This window comes from Bacillus sp. JAS24-2 (assembly GCF_008274905.1).
Taxonomy (GTDB): Bacteria; Bacillota; Bacilli; order Bacillales; family Bacillaceae_G; genus Bacillus_A; species Bacillus_A cereus.
In genome coordinates, this window is sequence record NZ_CP031068.1 from 4,287,088 (window position 1) to 4,305,197 (window position 18,110).

The following is an 18,110-nucleotide window of genomic DNA, read 5'->3' on the forward strand; positions in this document are numbered from 1 at the left end:
AATTAAAAGTATATCATACTATACATAATTATTTATTTTCGAAAGGAGTGCTATACTTCATGCGCGCAATTTTATTAGGTCTTTTATCATCGGCCTTTTTTTCTGCAACCTTTATTATTAATAGAGCAATGAATGTATCTGGAACGAGCTGGGCTTGGACAGCTTCCTTCCGTTTTTTATTTGCTCTTCCTATTTTATTCCTTATCGTTTTATTTCGCAAAAACTTTAGGGGATTATGGGAAGAGTTAAAAAAACATCCATTGGCATGGATCGGATGGGGTTCTGTTGCCGGTATTGGTTTTTATTCTTTATTAAGTTTCGCAGCTGTCTTTTCTCCAGCTTGGCTCGTTGCTGGAACTTGGCAAGTTACGATTTTAGCTGGTTTACTACTATCACCACTATTTTTCGTGAAAATAGAAACAAAATCAGGTACGAAACTTGTACGTGGAAAAATTCCACTTCGTAGCTTATATGTTGCATTATTTATTTTACTTGGTGTAATTTGTATGCAAGCAACTGCCGCAGGCCATATTACAATGACTCAGTTCATTTCAGGTTTTTTACCTGTCGTATTAGCCGCTTTCTTATATCCGTTCGGTAACCGAAAAATGATGGAGCTTGTTGGTGAACGCCTTGATACGTTCCAACGTGTATTAGGAATGGCAATTGGAAGCCTTCCTATAACAATCTTGCTTGGTATATACGGATTTTCTACTACTGGCATTCCAACATCCAACCAAATGCTTCAAGGATTTTTGTTAGCATTATGTTCCGGCGTTATTGCAACGATGACATTTTTCTTTGCTACTGACTTAGCAAAAGATAACCTCGCTCTACTTGGAGCTGTTGAAGCAACACAAGCTGGAACGATGGTCTTTACCGTACTTGGAGAAATCATTTTCTTAAATGGTTCACTCCCTGGAGGGCTTTCTCTCATCGGAATGATTATTATAATGTTAGGAATGGTTGCAAATAGTATTTTAAACCGTTCTGTTCCAGTCGTTAAACAGAAAAAATCAGCATAAAAAAAGGGTATGGTTCTATAGAGATGAACCATACTCTTTTTTATTGTCCCCCTATTTCGCCTTATCAGAATAGTATTTCATTGGCTGCTTATACTAAAACTTATGTTATAATACGTTTCATGCGCATTAATAGGAGGTAAATTATGTTAAAAAAAGCAATCGCTGAATTTATTGGTACATTTGTACTTGTATTATTCGGAACTGGAGTAGCTGTCACTGGCGGCGGAATTGAAGGAATTGGAACATTAGGAATCGCTATGGCTTTCGGTCTATCTATTGTAGCTATGGCATATAGCATCGGAACAATTTCTGGATGTCACATTAACCCAGCAGTATCAGTAGCTATGTTCATCAACAAACGAATGAACGCTATGGAACTTTGTTATTATGTATTAGCTCAAATTTTAGGTGGTTTATTAGGAACTGCAACGTTAGTAACAATTTTAAAATCTGCTAAAACACCTTTAGATAATTTAGGACAAAATGGTTTCGGAACTCTTGGTTTATCTGGAGCATTTTTAGTTGAGTTCATTTTAACTTTCGTATTTATTTTAGTTATCGTTGCTGTAACAGGTAAAAAAGGAAGTTCTTCTTTAGCTGGACTAGTAATTGGTTTCACATTAGTTTTAATTCACTTATTAGGAATTCCGTTAACTGGAACATCTGTTAACCCAGCTCGTAGTATCGCACCAGCTTTATTTGTTGGTGGAGAAGCACTTTCTCAACTATGGGTATTCATCGTAGCACCAATTCTTGGTGGTATCTTCGCAGCTATCGTAGGTAAATTCATTTTAAATACTGAAAAATAGAATTTTCAATATTTCTGAATAAAAAAAGGCGAGCCCTCATTATGAGGAAGCTCGCTTTTTTTATTCTTTCATTTTAGACTTTAAATTTGTAACTAATTGATCTACCGTTACATTTGCAAGTACGTTTTCCATCGCTTCTTGCGCTTGCATTAAAATAATTTCTAATACTGATTGAATATTAGCTCCTACTGGACATTCAATGTTGGGATTTTCATGGAAGGAAAATAGCTGTCCTTCTTCTACAACTTCCACTGCTTTATATACATCAAGTAATGTAATTTCTTCTAAATCTCGAGCAAGTGTCGTACCACCTTTACCAGCTTGTACATCAACAAGTCCTGCTCTCTTCAACATTCCTGTAATGCGACGAATCACAACTGGATTTGTATTCACACTACCGGCAATCCATTCAGAGGTACAGCGAGAGTTTCGATCTATCGCAAGTAATGTCAGCATATGAACACCTACTGTAAAACGACTACTAATCCCCATCTGCACACCCTCCTTTTTATTCATTCTATTAAAAGACGACTCTTATCATTATATACTATTTTTAATTTATACATAAAGAAAAAGCATGATTTCAATAGGAAATCATGCTTTTCTCTCATTATTGACGCTTTATAAATTTCGCTAAATCTTTAAATTTCACTTTATCTGAGTAATTCATTACGCCGTTTACGTAAATGCGGCTTGTAACAGCATTTAATACCGCAATTGTCGCCAATAAGACTGCTAATGTTATCGTAATTTCTAGCATACCTGCTTCACCAGCTACAATACGTGAGAAGGTAACCATCGGTGTAAAAAATGGAACGTAAGAACTTACAACGACGATAGTACTATTCGGATCACTTAATGATTTAATACTAATAAAGAATGCAGCCATAATTAAAATCATTACCGGGAAAGATACAGCTTGTAAATCCTCCGTCTTAGACACGACAGCTCCAGCAGCAGCATACATCATCGCATAAAGTAAATATCCCGTAATGAAATAAACAAGAAACATGCTGATAACCTTTGCATCTAATTTCGTGAAGTCAATTGGAATACCCAATAGTGAGGCACTTTCTAAATCGACCCAACCTAACAAATATGGAATAAGATAACCACACGCCAATATGACAAGTTGCAATAACGCCGTTGAAACAACCGCTAAAATTTTCGCATACATCATCGTAAGAGGCTTCACTTTCGGAAGCATTACTTCCATTACACGTGACGCCTTTTCAGATGCAATATTCATTGCGATTGTATTTCCGAACGCTACAATAAACATATATAAAGCAAATGTAAAGAAATAGGCAATTCCGAAAGAAGATGTACGATCTTTTATCGCTTCTTGCTTTACTTGAATTTCTGTTTGTAATTGCTGTGCAATTTCTGTTGAAACATTATTTTTGGCAATCGTCACCATCGTATATTGTTGCTTTAAATATCCTGCCATAATTGCAGAAGTTGCTTGGCTTGGAAATCCATTATACATATATGTAATCGATGGAGCCCCATCCTTTTCCGTCACATGGAATAGACCATCTAAATCGCCTTCTTCTACTTGCTTATGCAGTTTATCAAAATCATCCTTTGAACCAATTGTTATTTTTGCTGATGGCAATAGCTTATTTAGCTCATCTTTTTGTACTTTATATGTGGAACTCTCTACTACAACTGCAATTTTATCTTTATCCTTATTTTTATCATCGCCTGAAGTAAAATGATTAAATGCAAAAATCCCAAACACAACTAAAAATAAAATCGCACTCGTAATTAATGATTTTTTAGATAAAAATGCTTCCCTAAAATAAAATGAAAATACGTGAGAAAATTTACGCATCGTTATTTCGCCCTCTCTACAAAGATTTCGTTTAACGTCGGCTCTAACATTTTGAATTGTCGTAAGCTAACACCTTGCTCTTGCAACTGTTGCAAAATCTTGAGAGCTTCCGCATCGTCTTGTACTTTCACATAAAGAAGGCCTTGTTGTTTTTCATACGATACATGTATAGCTTCTAATCCCTTTTCATTCTCTACTGTATCTTCAATCGTTAAATTACGGAAACCGTATTCTTTCTTAATATCACTTAGCTGTCCTTTTACGACTGCTTCACCTTTTTTCAAAATACATACATGTTGGCAAAAAGCCTCTACTTGTTCCATACGATGACTTGATAAAATAATCGTCTTTCCGCTCTGTACTTGTTCTTCAATAATACTAGCTAACATCCCAGCATTAACTGGATCGAGGCCGCTGAATGGTTCATCTAAAATGAGAAGTTCCGGATTATGAAGAAGAGCAGCAATTAATTGGATTTTTTGCTGATTCCCTTTTGAAAGCTCTCCAGCCGTTTTAAATTTATATTCTGGTATCGCTAAACGCTCTAACCAGTGATCAATAGCGTGATCCACTTCTTTCTTCGACATTCCTTCTAATCTACCAAAATATCGCAGCTGATCTATTACTCTACTTTTTGTATATAAACCTCTTTCTTCTGGTAAATACCCAATTGTTACACCACTATTTCCAAATGCTTTTCCATCCCATGTAATCGAACCTTCATTAGGCGTTAATAATCCGAGAAGCATTTTGATTGTTGTTGTTTTCCCTGCACCATTTCGTCCAAGTAACCCTAGTACTTCACCTTTTGGTAACGAAATTTGCAAACCGTTAACTGCTTTTGATTCCCCAAATTGTTTCGTTAAGTTTTGAATTTGTAAACTCAAGTATAAAGCCTCCCCTTTAGTATCATTCGTACTCTCTTTCAAAGACTATGTTTATTCAAGACAAAATATAGCACCGCGCTTCATCCTCTTATATGTAAACATCGTCATTAATCCATCATTTGTTCTATTTAGTTAAAATTGTAAATAACAAAGTTCTTTTTGTCAATTATAATTGTCATTACGACAATAAAAATTGTCAAAACAACTATTATTATTTTGCTCATCTTTCTAATATAGGACATACTACTATATATACAAAAGACAATATGCAAATGTTCATATAAAAATATTATATTTTAATATATAATATAAAATGATTTTCTAACATCAAGGAGGATACATATGAAGATGAAGAGGGGCATTACCACTTTATTATCTGTAGCAGTTCTATCTACATCACTTGTAGCATGTTCAGGAACACCAGAGAAAACAGTGGCGAAAGAAGAGAAAGTAAAATTAACAGAACAACAATTAATGGCTGATTTATGGTATCAAACAGCCGGTGAAACGAAAGCACTTTACTACCAAGGGTACAACATTGGTCAATTAAAGCTTGATGCAATTCTTGCAAAAGGGACAGAGAAAAAACCTGCTATCGTGCTTGATTTAGACGAAACTGTTTTAGATAACAGTCCTCATCAAGCAATGAGCGTAAAAACAGGCAAAGGCTATCCTTACAAATGGGATGATTGGATTAACAAAGCTGAGGCTGAAGCCCTTCCAGGCGCAATTGATTTCTTAAAATATACAGAGTCTAAAGGTGTAGATATTTACTACATCTCAAATCGTAAAACGAATCAACTAGATGCGACAATTAAAAATCTTGAGCGTGTAGGTGCTCCTCAAGCAACGAAAGAACATATATTACTACAAGATCCGAAAGAAAAAGGAAAAGAAAAACGCCGTGAACTCGTTTCTCAAACTCATGATATTGTCTTATTCTTCGGTGATAACTTATCTGATTTCACAGGTTTTGATGGAAAATCTGTAAAAGATCGTAACCAAACAGTAGCAGATTCAAAAGCACAATTTGGTGAGAAATTCATTATTTTCCCGAATCCAATGTATGGCGATTGGGAAGGCGCTTTATATGATTATGATTTCAAAAAATCAGATGCAGAAAAAGATAAAATCCGTCGCGACAACTTAAAATCATTTGATGTAAAATAAAAGAGGATGGCATTCGCCATCCTCTTTTATTTTACTTTCTCTGTTAAAGGCAAGATAAATACTTCCACACGTCTATTCTTTGCCTTTCCTTCTTGTGTATCGTTTGGAGCAATTGAACGGTATTCTCCGTATCCAATCGCACTAAATTTTTCTGGTTGTAATTCTTTATTTTGCAGTAATACTTGCATAAAATTAACTGCCCGCTGCGTACTTAATTCCCAATTCGACGCAAACTGCGCATTGGCAATAGGGACATTATCCGTATGACCCGATACTGTAATTTCACGAGGTGACGCTGAAACAAGTAAGCTAGACATCTCTTTTGCAATCCCTAAAGATTCTAATTTCACATCTGCTTTCCCCGAATCAAACAGTATATTTTCTAATATTGTCACCATTAATCCCTTTTCAGTTAATTTAGTTTGAAAAGAAGAGGATAATTGTTTTTCATTAATATATTGATCAATCTTTTTTTGTAATGCTTTCAATTCATCCATCTCTTTTTTTTCTTTAGCTCTAGCTTCTTCTTGTTTTTTTGCTTGTTCTGCCTCAAGGCTACTTGCTGATAATTCTTTTTCATCATTTGGCTTTTGATCACTTAAAAATTCTTTGTTACCTGTTCCCCCAGCTAATTCACTTCGAAAAGCAACTGCCATCTGTTTAAACTTCGCAGCATCTATACTACTCATTGCGAATAAAACGATAAACAATGCAAATAACAACGTTAACATATCAGAATATGGGATTAACCATGTTTCATCGATATGCTCATCATGTTTTTTCTTTTTGCCTCTTCTATTTTTCTTACTCCGCATTTTTTTCTGCTCCTTTTTCTAGCTTTTTACGCTCAGTTGCAGAAAGTGCACCTAAAATGCGGTTCTTCATAATAAACGGATATGTACCTTCTTGTAACATTAATAAACAATCAATGATTAAACGTTTTTTCTCAATTTCAGCTGAAGATTTTTGCTTTAACTTATTTGCAAATGGATGCCATAATACATAACCTGAAAAAATACCAAAAATCGTTGCAATAAATGCACCCGAAATAGCATGACCTAACTTTTCAATATCAGTTAAGTTACCAAGCGCAGCTACAAGACCGATAACAGCACCTAAAACTCCTAATGTCGGTGCATACGTACCAGCTTGTGAAAAAATAGCAGCTCCCTTTGCATGTCTTTCTTCAATTGCCTCTAATTCAGATTCCAAAATCTGCTCCAAATCTTCTGCGGATACGCCATCAATCACAAATTTCATACCGCGCAAAAGAAATTCATCTTGAATTTTGTCTAATTGTTGCTCTAAAGACAAAATACCGTATTTTCTACTTTCAGATGTCCAATGAACAAATAATTCTAGCAACTGTTCATAACTTAAATCCTTTTTATTTGAACCAAAAAGAACTTTAAATAGTTTTGGAACCCTTTTTAGTTGATTCATCGGAAATGCAATACATACTGCAGCAAATGTACCAATAAAAATAATTAATGCTGCGGCAGGATTTAATAAGGCTGTTATGTCAGCGCCCTTGACGACCATCCCTACTACCACTGCTACAAATCCTAAAATAAGTCCAATAATTGTTGCAAAATCCATTCCCATTCACTCCCAGTCTATACAAGAAGTTCTCTATTCTCGATAATCGCTACATCTTCTTATGTATATATATTACATAAAAAATGCATTTCATGAAAGATAAGAAATGAATTATATAAAAAAATACTACAAATTCACACATTTTCTGACATTTTCTTTGCATTTCTATTACGTTATGACTCTTATATTCCTTTTCCAACAAACTAGATTTATAATAAAAAAAACATTACACATTTTATTAAGAAGGGACTGTGATTACAAGGCATCATGAAAAAGATAATAATTATTTCTGCCACTACTATTGTAATCGGGATCACATCTTTCGCTTACTTTGGTTCTAAAACACCACTACATAATGAAGCAAAAGCTGTCGAAAGTCAAAAGCATAATAACCATAAAAAAGAAGAGATTCCTGCTTTTCCAAAAGCTGATCATAATGCAAAGAAAATAGACAATGACTTTTCAGTGGTAACAAATCCCAAATCTAATCTTGTCTTAATTAATAAACATCGAAAACTACCAGATGGATACATTCCTGAAGACTTAACGAGACCAAATGTACCATTTATTAGTCCAAAAGATAAAGAAAAAACATTGCTGCGAAAAGATGCTGCAGAGGCACTTGAAAACATGTTTAAAGCTGCGAAAAAAGAAGGGCTTGATCTTACAGCTGTATCTGGTTATCGTTCATACAAACGCCAAAAATCGTTGCATGATACATACGTTAGACGCCAAGGAAAAGCCGAAGCTAATTCGGTAAGCGCAATTCCTGGTACAAGTGAACACCAAACGGGTTTAGCAATGGATATTAGTTCAAAATCAGCTAAATTTCAATTAGAGCCTATCTTCGGGGAGACAGCAGAAGGAAAATGGGTCGCAGAACACGCTCATGAATTCGGCTTTGTCATTCGTTACTTAGAAGATAAAACAGATACAACAGAATATGCATATGAACCATGGCACTTACGCTACGTTGGTAATCCATACGCTACATACCTATATAAACATCACTTAACATTAGAAGAAGCGATGGAAGACAAAAAATAAGAGAGCAAATTGCTCTCTTATTTTTCTTTCACTCTATTATTGTAGTAATTTCTTCTTCCATTCTTCAGGCCATGGTTCGCCTCTTCCTGTTTTTTTCGACGCTTGAACCATCATTCCACGACCTACTAAACAAACCTCTCCTGCTGCATTCTTCACCATATAATGTAAATCTAAAGAAGAATTCCCGACCGATCCTGCCTTTACATACACCTTCAGCTGTTCATCAAAATATATTTGCTTAATAAAATTACATTGTAAATCCGCAACAACGATCATCGTTTCTGATGATGCATGTGTCCACTCTTGCATAAATCCAAGTTCTTTAAACAACGCAATACGAGCTTCTTCAAAATAAGTAAAAGCAACGACATTATTTACATGTCCAAACATATCTACTTCACCAAAACGAACCTTTACAGGGTTGTAAAACGAAAAACCACTTTCCCATTGCTCAAAGTCTTCAATATAAGAAATCCTCTTCATTGTTATCTCCCCTTTTCACCTTTAAATAAACAGAATAAACAGAAAAATAAAGTTATAAATATTGCCTCTTCGATATGAAGAGGCAATATTTATTAATAGTTATTATCGCTACCAAAGAAATCTTTGAACGATTGAATTGTTGTATCACGGTTTAATGCCGCAATTGAAGTTGTTAAAGGAATACCCTTCGGACATGATTGCACACAGTTTTGAGAGTTACCACAGTTTGCTAGTCCTCCATCTCCCATAATTGCACGTAAGCGATCTGCTTTATGCATTTCACCCGTTGGATGTGAGTTGAATAAGCGAGCTTGTGATAACGGTGCTGGTCCAATAAAGTCAGACTTACTGTTTACGTTTGGACATGATTCTAAGCAAACACCACATGTCATGCATTTTGAAAGCTCATAAGCCCATTGACGCTTTTTCTCAGGCATTCTTGGTCCTGGACCTAGGTCATACGTACCATCAATTGGAATCCACGCTTTAACGCGTTTTAGAGCATTAAACATGCGACTACGATCAACTTGCAAGTCACGTACAACCGGGAATGTCTTCATCGGTTTTAAGCGAATTGGTTGCTCTAATTGATCGATAAGTGCCGTACATGATTGACGTGGTTTTCCGTTAATCACCATCGAACATGCACCACATACTTCCTCTAAGCAGTTCATATCCCATGCAATCGGAGTTGTTTGGTTCCCTTTTGAATCAACAGGATTACGACGGATTTCCATAAGTGCTGAGATAATATTCATATTCGGACGATATGGAATTTCAAACTCTTGGTCAAACGCTTGCGCATCTGGCCCGTCTTGTCTCGTAATGATGAGGCGGATTGTTTTCTCAGACATGTTGTTTATCCCCCTTCTCTTCACCCTTAGCAGCTACATCGTGTTTTGAAGAATAATCACGTTTACGTGGTTTAATTAACGAAATATCAACGTCCTCGTAATGGAATGCTGGTGCATTTCCTTCTCCCTCAAATTTTGCCATCGTAGTTTTTAAGAAGTTTGCATCATCACGATTTGGGAATTCAGGTTTGTAATGCGCCCCACGGCTCTCATTACGGTTATATGCGCCAATTGTAATAACACGTGCTAACTCAAACATATTTGCAAGTTGGCGTGTAAATGAAGCACCTTGGTTACTCCATCTTGCTGTATCGTTAATGTTAATACGTTTGTAACGAGCCATTAATTCTTCAATTTTCGCATCTGTTTCTAATAATTTTTTATTTTCACGAACTACTGTAACGTTATCTGTCATCCATTCTCCAAGCTCTTTATGAAGAACATACGCATTTTCGTTACCATCCATCGTTAAAATATTGTTAAATTTCTCTGTTTCGATTAATTCATTTTGCTCATATACAGTAGATGAAACAGCATCAGATGATTTAGAAAGACCTTTCATATACTCAATTGCGTTTGGTCCTGCTACCATACCACCATAAATTGCTGATAATAGTGAGTTTGCACCAAGACGGTTACCACCGTGCATAGAATAATCACACTCACCTGCTGCAAATAAACCTGGAATATTTGTCATCTGTTTATAATCAACCCATAGTCCGCCCATTGAATAGTGAACAGCTGGGAAGATTTTCATCGGTAGTTTACGAGGATCATCCCCTGTAAATTTCTCATAGATTTCAATAATTCCACCTAGTTTAATATCTAGTTCTTTTGGATCTTTATGAGAAAGATCTAAGTACACCATGTTTTCACCGTTAATACCTAGTTTTTGCTCTACGCAAACATCAAAGATTTCACGCGTTGCGATGTCACGAGGTACAAGGTTTCCGTAAGCCGGATATTTTTCTTCTAAGAAGTACCATGGTTTACCATCTTTATATGTCCAAACACGTCCACCTTCACCACGTGCAGATTCACTCATAAGACGTAATTTATCGTCTCCAGGAATTGCCGTTGGGTGAATTTGAATGAACTCACCGTTTGCATAATATGCGCCTTGTTGATATACAGCAGAAGCTGCTGTACCTGTATTGATAATGGAGTTTGTTGATTTTCCGAAAATGATACCAGGGCCCCCTGTTGCCATAATCACGGCATCTGCTCCGAAACTTCTAATCTCCATAGTTTGTAAGTCTTGTGCAACGATTCCTCGGCACACACCTTCATCATCAACAACAGCTCGTAAGAAATCCCAACCTTCATATTTCGTTACAAGTCCTGCTACTTCGTGACGACGTACTTGCTCATCTAATGCGTAAAGTAATTGCTGTCCAGTTGTTGCACCAGCAAATGCTGTACGGTGATGTTGCGTTCCACCAAATCGACGGAAATCAAGAAGTCCTTCTTCCGTACGGTTGAACATAACACCCATACGGTCCATTAAATGAATGATACCAGGTGCTGCTTCACACATTGCTTTAACTGGTGGTTGGTTCGCTAAGAAGTCCCCACCATAAATTGTATCGTCAAAGTGGATCCATGGAGAATCCCCTTCACCTTTCGTATTTACGGCACCGTTAATTCCGCCCTGAGCACATACAGAATGTGAACGTTTTACTGGTACTAAAGAAAACAGTTCAACATTTACTCCTGCTTCTGCCGCTTTAATCGTTGCCATTAAGCCAGCCAAGCCACCGCCGACTACTATAAGTTTCCCTTTCATGCTCTCCCACTCCTTACTGGTTTGCTAGCTGTGGATCGATGAACGCTAATAATGCACTCACACCTACATAAGATAAACCTAAGAAAATAGCTAATGTTACATAAGTAGAGATTCTTTGTGAACGTGGAGATACTGTAATTCCCCAGCTGATGCAGAATGTCCATAGTCCATTTGCAAAGTGGAAAATTGTTGAAACAACACCAACTAAGTAGAATGCAAACATAGCTGGATTGTTTAAAATATCTGCCATCATATCATAGTTTACCTCTTTACCTAACATTGCTTGAATACGAGTTTCCCAGACGTGCCAAGAAATGAAGATCAGCGTAACGATACCTGAAATTCTTTGGAAAACGAACATCCAGTTACGGAAATAACCGTAAGAAACCGCATTGTTCTTAGCTGTAAATGCAATATATAAGCCATATATAGCATGGTACAGTATCGGTAAAAAGATGATGAAAATTTCTAGCGCATACCGGAATGGAAGGAGCTCCATAAAGCCTGCAGCTTTGTTAAAAGCCTCTGCTCCTCGTGTTGCAAAGTTGTTTACAATTAAATGTTGCGTCAAAAAGACACCAACCGGGATGACCCCCATTAATGAGTGCCACTTACGAAACGTATACTCGCGGCCTTTCATGTCCCCATTACCCCCCTTGAATGTTTGACTGCTGTTTTCAGATTAGTTTATGACAATAATGTTTTTTCACTATTGGCATAAGAAAAACTGAAAAAATTATTCGAAATATTTCAGCATAATTTGATACCAAGTTCATTTTACTCCTATTTTTGTCGAAGCGTCAAGAAAACGTATACATAATTTGCATATAATTTGCCAATTCTTTTTTTCTTCTTATATATTCAGATTTTCCTAAAGAAAAATCTGTTTTTATAAATGTGAAATGTTATATAATAATCCCTATAGAAAGAGGGGAATATTGTGAGTAAAAATACAATCGATACAACATCTTTAGAAGATGTTTCATTGAACGCCTTCGCTTATGAATTGCTACGTGAAGAATTACTACCTGATTTAATCGGCAACGATTTAGATGGTATTTTATACTGGTCTGGTAGAAACCTTGCAAGAAAATATCCGCTAGAAACAATTGAAGAAGTCATTCAGTTCTTTGAAAAAGCTGGCTGGGGCACTTTAAGCATTGTTGAACATAAGCGTCGTGAAATGCAGTTCCAACTTAAAGGCACACTCATCGCAGAACGTCAAAAACAAAAACGACATTCTTCTTATCAACTAGAAGCCGGATTCATCGCTGAACAAATCCAAAAGCAACGGAACGTCGTTGCAGAGTCATACGAAGAAAAGAAAAAACGTTCTGACTCTATTACATTTCTTGTAAAATGGGATATAAAAGATCTCATTGAAGTGTAAGCATTACCTACAGTCAACTAGACATATCAGTTTAGTTGACTTTTTTGTATTTTCATTCAGATGCATTTATTTTAAATCTTCAGAAATTATACCAAAAAACAGAAGACGTTGTAAACTACAACGTCTTCTTATCTGTTAAATACGTATAAATCGTCTCCGCGACATTTTTCGGCATACCCGCTTCGACAAATTCCTCTATAGAAGCTTCTTTCATCTTCTTTAATGAACCAAAATGTTTTAACAATACCTTTTTCCGTTTATCACCGATTCCTGGAATATCATCCAATGCTGATTGAATGACAGATTTCCCGTGTAATTGACGATGGAATGTAATCGCAAATCGATGCACCTCATCTTGAATACGCTGCAATAAATAAAATTCTTGGCTATTTCTCTCAAGCATCACAGGTTCCGGTGGATCCCCAATAATTAAATGGGAGGTTTTATGTTTATCATCTTTTACAAGACCTGCCATCGGAATATATAATCCGAGCTCATTCTCTAAAATATCACTTGCAGCCGCTAGATGGCCTTTTCCTCCATCAATAATAATCAAATCAGGTAAAGGTGAATTTTCTTTAAGCGCCCTTGTATAACGGCGCCTCACAACTTCTCTCATAGACTCATAATCATCTGGTCCTTGAACCGTTTTAATTTTATATTTTCGATACTCTTTCTTCGCCGGTTTCCCATCGATAAAAGCAATCATTGCAGAAACGGGATTTGTTCCTTGAATATTTGAGTTATCAAACGCTTCAATACGATATGGCGTTTCAATCCCAAGCTGCTTCCCTAAATGATCTACCGCTTTAATCGTTCGTTCTTCATCACGTTCAATTAAGTAAAACTTCTCTTCAAGAGCAATCTTCGCATTTTTATTTGCCAATTCTACAAGGTCTTTTTTCTTACCACGTTTCGGCTGCGTCGCTTCCACTTCTAAAAAGCGCTCTACTAATTCCGAGTCTATACTTCCTGGAACGACAATTTCCTTCGGCTTAAAATGACTACTGTTTTCATAAAATTGGCCGATAAACGTTAAAAAACCCTCTTCCGGTTCATCGTAAATTGGAAACATAGAAACATCACGTTCAATTAGCTTTCCTTTTCGAACGAAGAAAACTTGAACACACATCCATCCTTTATCCACTGCATATCCAAACACATCACGATCCACTAAGTCACTCATAATCATCTTTTGCTTTTCCATAATCGCATCAATATGAGCAATTTGATCACGCAACTCTTTTGCACGTTCAAACTCTAGTTTCTCTGAGGCCTCATACATTTTTATTTCTAGTTCTGAACGAACTTCTTTATGTCCACCATTTAAAAACTTAATAATTTCATCTACAATTTCTTTATTTTGTTCTTCCGTCACTTCTTTCACACAAGGCGCTAAACATTGACCCATATGATAATACAAACAAACTTTATCTGGCATATTCGTGCATTTCCGAAGTGGATACATACGATCTAGCAGTTTTTTCGTTTCATGAGCAGATTGTGCATTTGGATAAGGACCAAAATATTTCCCTTTATCTTTTTTTACGTTTCGAGTAATGAGTAAGCGAGGTTGCTTCTCCGCTGTAATTTTAATAAAAGGATATGTTTTATCATCTTTTAATTGAATATTATATTTCGGATCATATTTTTTAATTAGATTTAACTCTAAAATAAGTGCTTCTAAATTCGAAGAAGTTACAATATATTCAAAATCAACAATTTCTCCTACAAGCCGCAGTGTTTTCCCATCATGTGAACCAGTAAAGTACGAGCGCACACGATTTTTAAGCACTTTTGCCTTTCCGACATATATAACCGTTCCTTGCTTATCTTTCATCAAATAACAACCAGGTTGATCTGGTAAAATAGCCAACTTCTCTTTCAAATGTTCGTGCACTCGTCTCCCTCCATTTCTACATACTTAGCATTTTTATTTTCCCTTGAAAACATACTATGCCCAAACACCCAACATACGTTCTTTTATTGTAACGGAAAGACTGTAAAAAAGAAAATAAAAAAAGCTACCAAATGGTAGCTTTTTTTATTTTAGAAGTGTTTAGAAACTAATTCTACTAACGCTTCTTTCGGTTTGTAACCTAACGCTTGATCAACTACTTTACCGTCTTTTAATACGAAAAGAGCTGGAATGCTCATTACTTCGAATTGACGAGCAGTTTCTTGGTTTTCATCAACGTCTACTTTTACTACTTTTACTTTTTCGCCTAGTTCTGCATCGATTTCCTCTAATACAGGAGCGATCATTTTACAAGGTCCACACCAAGGTGCCCAGAAATCTAATAATACAACACCTTCGCTAGTTTCAGCTGCGAAGCTTTGGTCATTTGCGTTTACAATTGCCATTTTATTTCCTCCTTCAAGTATATTCTACCAAGAGTATATCATTAACTTATATACGTGGCGAATAATATGTATCGTTATGTATTGTAACAAAAAAATGTTCCTTTATACTATATAAAAATACGGATTAAATACTAAAAAGATGAGAGACAGGGGATCTCTCACCTTTTTCTATATATAGGGGTACTTCACTTGGAACTCAAGGGTACTAAAATCATGAATGTACTTTTAACTTTTTAAACTCTTCTGTTAAAAGAGGTACAACTTCGAATAAGTCACCGACAATACCGTAGTCAGCTACTTTAAAGATACTTGCTTCTGGATCTTTATTAATCGCAACGATTATTTTTGAGTTAGACATACCTGCTAAATGCTGAATCGCACCAGAAATACCACATGCAATGTATAAGTCTGGGGTAACAACTTTACCAGTTTGACCAATTTGTAATGAGTAATCACAGTATTCAGCGTCACAAGCACCACGAGATGCCCCAACAGCGCCGCCTAGTACGTCAGCTAACTCTTTTAATGGTTTAAAGCCTTCTTCACTCTTCACACCGCGTCCACCAGCGATAATAACTTTCGCTTCAGAAAGATCCACACCTTCTGCCGTTTTACGGACAACATCTTGAATGATTGTACGTAAATCTTTCACATCAACTGTAATAGAAGATACGTCACCGCTGCGAGACTCATCTTTTTCCAGAGTTGCAATGTTATTTGGACGCACTGTCGCAAATAAGATGCCGTCTGTTACAATCTTCTTCTCGAATGCTTTACCAGAGTAAATTGGACGAGTGAAGATAACATTTCCACCTTCAACCTCTAAAGCAGTTACGTCAGAAATTAAACCAGCTTCAAGCTTCGCTGCTAATTTTGGTGATAAATCTTTGCCAAGTGCTGTATGTCCAAAGACAATACCTTCTGGATTTTCTTCAGCATGTACAGCTAAAAACGCTTGTGCATAACCATCAGATGTATATGATTTTAATTTATCATTTTCAACTGTCACAACGCGATCTGCACCGTAATGAATCAATTCATTTGCAAAAGAGGCAACGCTGTCTCCAATTAGAAGACCTACTACTTCACCGCCTTCTGCAATTGTTTTTGCTGCTGCTACCGCTTCAAAAGAAACGTTACGTAGCGATCCATCACGAACTTCACCCATTACTAATACTTTACGAGCCATAGATTTTCCCTCCTGCATATATAATTTCGTATTTTATTAGATTACTTTCGCTTCTGTATGGAGCAACGATACAAGTTCTTTTACTTGATCTTGCAGCTCGCCTTGTAACACTTTTCCTGCATCTTTCTTAGGAGGCAAATAGATTTCAATTGTTTTTGTCTTTGCTTCCACATCATCTTCTTCTAAATCTAAATCATCTAATTCTAATTCTTCTAGCGGCTTTTTCTTCGCTTTCATAATACCTGGAAGCGATGGGTAACGCGGTTCATTTAAACCTTGCTGTGCTGTTACTAAAACTGGTAATGAAGTTGCAATCACTTCTGTATCACCTTCAACATCACGCTCAATCTTCACATTTGTACCGTCAATTTCAAGTTTTGTAATTGTCGTTACATACGGAATATTTAACGCTTCAGCTACGCGTGGTCCTACTTGTCCAGATGCACCATCAATTGCAACGTTTCCGCCTAAAATTAAATCTGCATCTTTATCTTTTAAATATTCAGCAAGCACTTTTGCTGTCGTGAACTGGTCACCATTTTCTACGTCATCTTCAATATTAATTAATACAGCTTTATCACAGCCCATTGCTAATGCAGTACGAAGTTCTTTCTCACTATCTTCGCCACCGACTGTTACAACTGTAACTTCTCCACCTTGTGCGTCTCTTACTTGAATTGCTTCTTCAATTGCATATTCATCGTAAGGGTTGATGATGAATTCCGCTTCGCCATCGTAAATTGCACCGTTTTTAATTACGATTTTTTCTTCTGTATCAAATGTTCGTTTCATGAGTACGTAGATGTTCATTCCATTTACCCCCTTGTTTTTCAGAAAGATTCTATCAATTTTAATTTTCTGTTAATTTATATTAAAAAAATAATTGAACTACCTGCCACTAAATGAAGGTTTACGCTTTTCTAAAAATGCAGCTACACCTTCTCTTCCATCTTCACTCGTAAATACTTCACCAAAAATCTGTGATTCACGTTGTACACCTTCATAGTAATGAGACGATTTTGTCGTTTGCAATAACTCTAGTACAGCACGAGTTGTTGCTGGACTTTTTCCAGCAATTTGTTTTGCAACTTTAAGCGTATCATCTAAAAGAGATTCTTCAGAGAACAATCCGTTAACAAGTCCCCACTTTAATGCTTCTGCACCAGTAATTGGTGTGCTTGTTAACATCATTTCACAAGCTTTCGCTTTCCCAACATAACGTGGTAAGCGCTGTGTACCTGCAAAGCCAGGAATTAATCCAAGTGTTAATTCAGGTAAACCAAGTTTTGCACTTTCAGTTGCAAAGCGCATGTGGCAAGACATAGCAAACTCAAGGCCGCCGCCCAGTGCCGCTCCATGAATTGCCGCAATAACTGGTTTTGAACATTTTTCAACACGCTCAAACGTAACTTGTCCAAGCTGTGCTAATTCTGTTGCTTGCTTCGCTTCAGTAACAGATGTAAATTCTTTAATATCTGCTCCCGCTGAGAAGAAACGTCCTTCACCATGAATAACAACAACACGAATGTTATCATCCTTTTCCACTTGATCAATTAATTCAGTAACGTCATGCATAACTTGTGAAGACATCGCATTCGCTGGTGCGTGATTTAACGTCGCCACCGCGATATGATCTTCAACTCTTACAGATAGGAATTTCAACATGATCC

At 36.5% G+C, this 18,110-nt stretch carries 19 protein-coding genes; 5 read left to right on the top strand and 14 right to left on the bottom strand.

Annotated elements, in window-relative coordinates:
* The first annotated feature begins 59 nt into the window (after positions 1-59).
* Both DN407_RS22250 and DN407_RS22255 read left to right on the top strand, forming a co-directional pair.
* Complete coding sequence (locus DN407_RS22250) at positions 60-1,025, top strand: DMT family transporter (RefSeq protein WP_149216636.1); 966 nt, start codon at positions 60-62, stop codon at positions 1,023-1,025.
* 143 nt (positions 1,026-1,168) lie between these two features.
* Positions 1,169-1,834, top strand: coding sequence for an aquaporin (locus tag DN407_RS22255; protein ID WP_000913213.1), 666 nt, complete (start codon positions 1,169-1,171; stop codon positions 1,832-1,834).
* A 60-nt stretch (positions 1,835-1,894) separates the two neighbouring features.
* Here the strand turns inward: DN407_RS22255 and DN407_RS22260 are convergent, their stop codons facing one another.
* From DN407_RS22260 to DN407_RS22270, 3 genes are all read right to left on the bottom strand, one after another.
* Positions 1,895-2,326: an Rrf2 family transcriptional regulator gene (locus tag DN407_RS22260; RefSeq protein WP_000512998.1), complete on the bottom strand. Its 432-nt coding sequence runs from the start codon at positions 2,324-2,326 to the stop codon at positions 1,895-1,897.
* A 118-nt stretch (positions 2,327-2,444) separates the two neighbouring features.
* Positions 2,445-3,671 carry an ABC transporter permease gene (locus DN407_RS22265; protein ID WP_149216637.1) on the bottom strand — a complete coding sequence of 409 codons (1,227 nt, stop codon included), beginning with the start codon at positions 3,669-3,671 and terminating at the stop codon, positions 2,445-2,447.
* A 2-nt stretch (positions 3,672-3,673) separates the two neighbouring features.
* Positions 3,674-4,558: an ABC transporter ATP-binding protein gene (locus DN407_RS22270; RefSeq protein WP_000058117.1), complete on the bottom strand. Its 885-nt coding sequence runs from the start codon at positions 4,556-4,558 to the stop codon at positions 3,674-3,676.
* A 342-nt stretch (positions 4,559-4,900) separates the two neighbouring features.
* Here DN407_RS22270 and DN407_RS22275 point away from each other — a divergent pair, with 342 nt between their 5' ends.
* Positions 4,901-5,728 carry a 5'-nucleotidase, lipoprotein e(P4) family gene (locus DN407_RS22275; RefSeq protein WP_000782767.1) on the top strand — a complete coding sequence of 276 codons (828 nt, stop codon included), beginning with the start codon at positions 4,901-4,903 and terminating at the stop codon, positions 5,726-5,728.
* Positions 5,729-5,754: 26 nt separating this feature from the next.
* Here DN407_RS22275 and motB read toward each other — a convergent pair whose 3' ends face one another.
* Both motB and motA read right to left on the bottom strand, forming a co-directional pair.
* Positions 5,755-6,543 carry a flagellar motor protein MotB gene (gene motB / locus DN407_RS22280; protein WP_001256734.1) on the bottom strand — a complete coding sequence of 263 codons (789 nt, stop codon included), beginning with the start codon at positions 6,541-6,543 and terminating at the stop codon, positions 5,755-5,757.
* Positions 6,533-7,327, bottom strand: a complete 795-nt coding sequence (gene motA / locus DN407_RS22285) for a flagellar motor stator protein MotA (RefSeq protein ID WP_000344853.1) — start codon at positions 7,325-7,327, stop codon at positions 6,533-6,535. Before motA ends, motB begins: the two co-directional genes overlap by 11 nt.
* Positions 7,328-7,594: 267 nt before the next feature.
* On the opposite strand from motA, the gene DN407_RS22290 reads away from it, so the two are divergent.
* A complete protein-coding gene (locus tag DN407_RS22290) occupies positions 7,595-8,374 on the top strand; it encodes a M15 family metallopeptidase (RefSeq protein WP_000720201.1) in 780 nt (259 codons plus the stop codon).
* A 36-nt stretch (positions 8,375-8,410) separates the two neighbouring features.
* Here DN407_RS22290 and DN407_RS22295 read toward each other — a convergent pair whose 3' ends face one another.
* From DN407_RS22295 to sdhC, 4 genes are all read right to left on the bottom strand, one after another.
* A complete protein-coding gene (locus DN407_RS22295; protein WP_000822734.1) occupies positions 8,411-8,857 on the bottom strand; it encodes an acyl-CoA thioesterase in 447 nt (148 codons plus the stop codon).
* A 92-nt stretch (positions 8,858-8,949) separates the two neighbouring features.
* Positions 8,950-9,711 (bottom strand): succinate dehydrogenase iron-sulfur subunit, encoded by a 762-nt coding sequence (gene sdhB, locus DN407_RS22300; protein WP_001291827.1) that lies wholly within the window; start codon positions 9,709-9,711, stop codon positions 8,950-8,952.
* Positions 9,704-11,497, bottom strand: coding sequence for a succinate dehydrogenase flavoprotein subunit (gene sdhA / locus DN407_RS22305; RefSeq protein WP_000676750.1), 1,794 nt, complete (start codon positions 11,495-11,497; stop codon positions 9,704-9,706). Before sdhA ends, sdhB begins: the two co-directional genes overlap by 8 nt.
* Before the next feature lie 13 nt (positions 11,498-11,510).
* Positions 11,511-12,137, bottom strand: a complete 627-nt coding sequence (gene sdhC, locus DN407_RS22310) for a succinate dehydrogenase cytochrome B558 (protein ID WP_000678354.1) — start codon at positions 12,135-12,137, stop codon at positions 11,511-11,513.
* A 300-nt stretch (positions 12,138-12,437) separates the two neighbouring features.
* On the opposite strand from sdhC, the gene DN407_RS22315 reads away from it, so the two are divergent.
* Positions 12,438-12,887 carry a YslB family protein gene (locus DN407_RS22315; RefSeq protein WP_000042226.1) on the top strand — a complete coding sequence of 150 codons (450 nt, stop codon included), beginning with the start codon at positions 12,438-12,440 and terminating at the stop codon, positions 12,885-12,887.
* 115 nt (positions 12,888-13,002) lie between these two features.
* Here the strand turns inward: DN407_RS22315 and uvrC are convergent, their stop codons facing one another.
* From uvrC to DN407_RS22340, 5 genes are all read right to left on the bottom strand, one after another.
* Complete coding sequence (gene uvrC, locus DN407_RS22320; protein ID WP_000544296.1) at positions 13,003-14,787, bottom strand: excinuclease ABC subunit C; 1,785 nt, start codon at positions 14,785-14,787, stop codon at positions 13,003-13,005.
* A gap of 149 nt (positions 14,788-14,936) precedes the next feature.
* A complete protein-coding gene (trxA, locus tag DN407_RS22325; RefSeq protein WP_001018943.1) occupies positions 14,937-15,251 on the bottom strand; it encodes a thioredoxin in 315 nt (104 codons plus the stop codon).
* A gap of 211 nt (positions 15,252-15,462) precedes the next feature.
* On the bottom strand, positions 15,463-16,440 hold the full coding sequence (etfA, locus tag DN407_RS22330; protein WP_000101943.1) for an electron transfer flavoprotein subunit alpha: 978 nt from the start codon (positions 16,438-16,440) through the stop codon (positions 15,463-15,465).
* Positions 16,441-16,476: 36 nt separating this feature from the next.
* Complete coding sequence (gene etfB, locus DN407_RS22335) at positions 16,477-17,250, bottom strand: electron transfer flavoprotein subunit beta (protein ID WP_001029028.1); 774 nt, start codon at positions 17,248-17,250, stop codon at positions 16,477-16,479.
* Positions 17,251-17,328: 78 nt separating this feature from the next.
* Positions 17,329-18,105 carry an enoyl-CoA hydratase gene (locus DN407_RS22340; protein WP_000911292.1) on the bottom strand — a complete coding sequence of 259 codons (777 nt, stop codon included), beginning with the start codon at positions 18,103-18,105 and terminating at the stop codon, positions 17,329-17,331.
* Between the last annotated feature and the right edge of the window lie 5 nt (positions 18,106-18,110).

Coding starts and splice junctions, on each gene's coding strand:
- motA (WP_000344853.1), bottom strand. CDS start 7,327: ATGGATTTTGCAACAATTATTGGACTTATTTTAGGATTTGTAGCAGTG.
- sdhC (WP_000678354.1), bottom strand. CDS start 12,137: ATGAAAGGCCGCGAGTATACGTTTCGTAAGTGGCACTCATTAATGGGG.
- etfA (WP_000101943.1), bottom strand. CDS start 16,440: ATGGCTCGTAAAGTATTAGTAATGGGTGAAGTTCGTGATGGATCGCTA.
- motB (WP_001256734.1), bottom strand. CDS start 6,543: ATGCGGAGTAAGAAAAATAGAAGAGGCAAAAAGAAAAAACATGATGAG.
- DN407_RS22340 (WP_000911292.1), bottom strand. CDS start 18,105: ATGTTGAAATTCCTATCTGTAAGAGTTGAAGATCATATCGCGGTGGCG.
- DN407_RS22275 (WP_000782767.1), top strand. CDS start 4,901: ATGAAGATGAAGAGGGGCATTACCACTTTATTATCTGTAGCAGTTCTA.
- sdhB (WP_001291827.1), bottom strand. CDS start 9,711: ATGTCTGAGAAAACAATCCGCCTCATCATTACGAGACAAGACGGGCCA.
- DN407_RS22255 (WP_000913213.1), top strand. CDS start 1,169: ATGTTAAAAAAAGCAATCGCTGAATTTATTGGTACATTTGTACTTGTA.
- DN407_RS22250 (WP_149216636.1), top strand. CDS start 60: ATGCGCGCAATTTTATTAGGTCTTTTATCATCGGCCTTTTTTTCTGCA.
- etfB (WP_001029028.1), bottom strand. CDS start 17,250: ATGAACATCTACGTACTCATGAAACGAACATTTGATACAGAAGAAAAA.
- sdhA (WP_000676750.1), bottom strand. CDS start 11,497: ATGAAAGGGAAACTTATAGTAGTCGGCGGTGGCTTGGCTGGCTTAATG.
- DN407_RS22295 (WP_000822734.1), bottom strand. CDS start 8,857: ATGAAGAGGATTTCTTATATTGAAGACTTTGAGCAATGGGAAAGTGGT.
- DN407_RS22265 (WP_149216637.1), bottom strand. CDS start 3,671: ATGCGTAAATTTTCTCACGTATTTTCATTTTATTTTAGGGAAGCATTT.
- trxA (WP_001018943.1), bottom strand. CDS start 15,251: ATGGCAATTGTAAACGCAAATGACCAAAGCTTCGCAGCTGAAACTAGC.
- DN407_RS22290 (WP_000720201.1), top strand. CDS start 7,595: ATGAAAAAGATAATAATTATTTCTGCCACTACTATTGTAATCGGGATC.
- DN407_RS22260 (WP_000512998.1), bottom strand. CDS start 2,326: ATGGGGATTAGTAGTCGTTTTACAGTAGGTGTTCATATGCTGACATTA.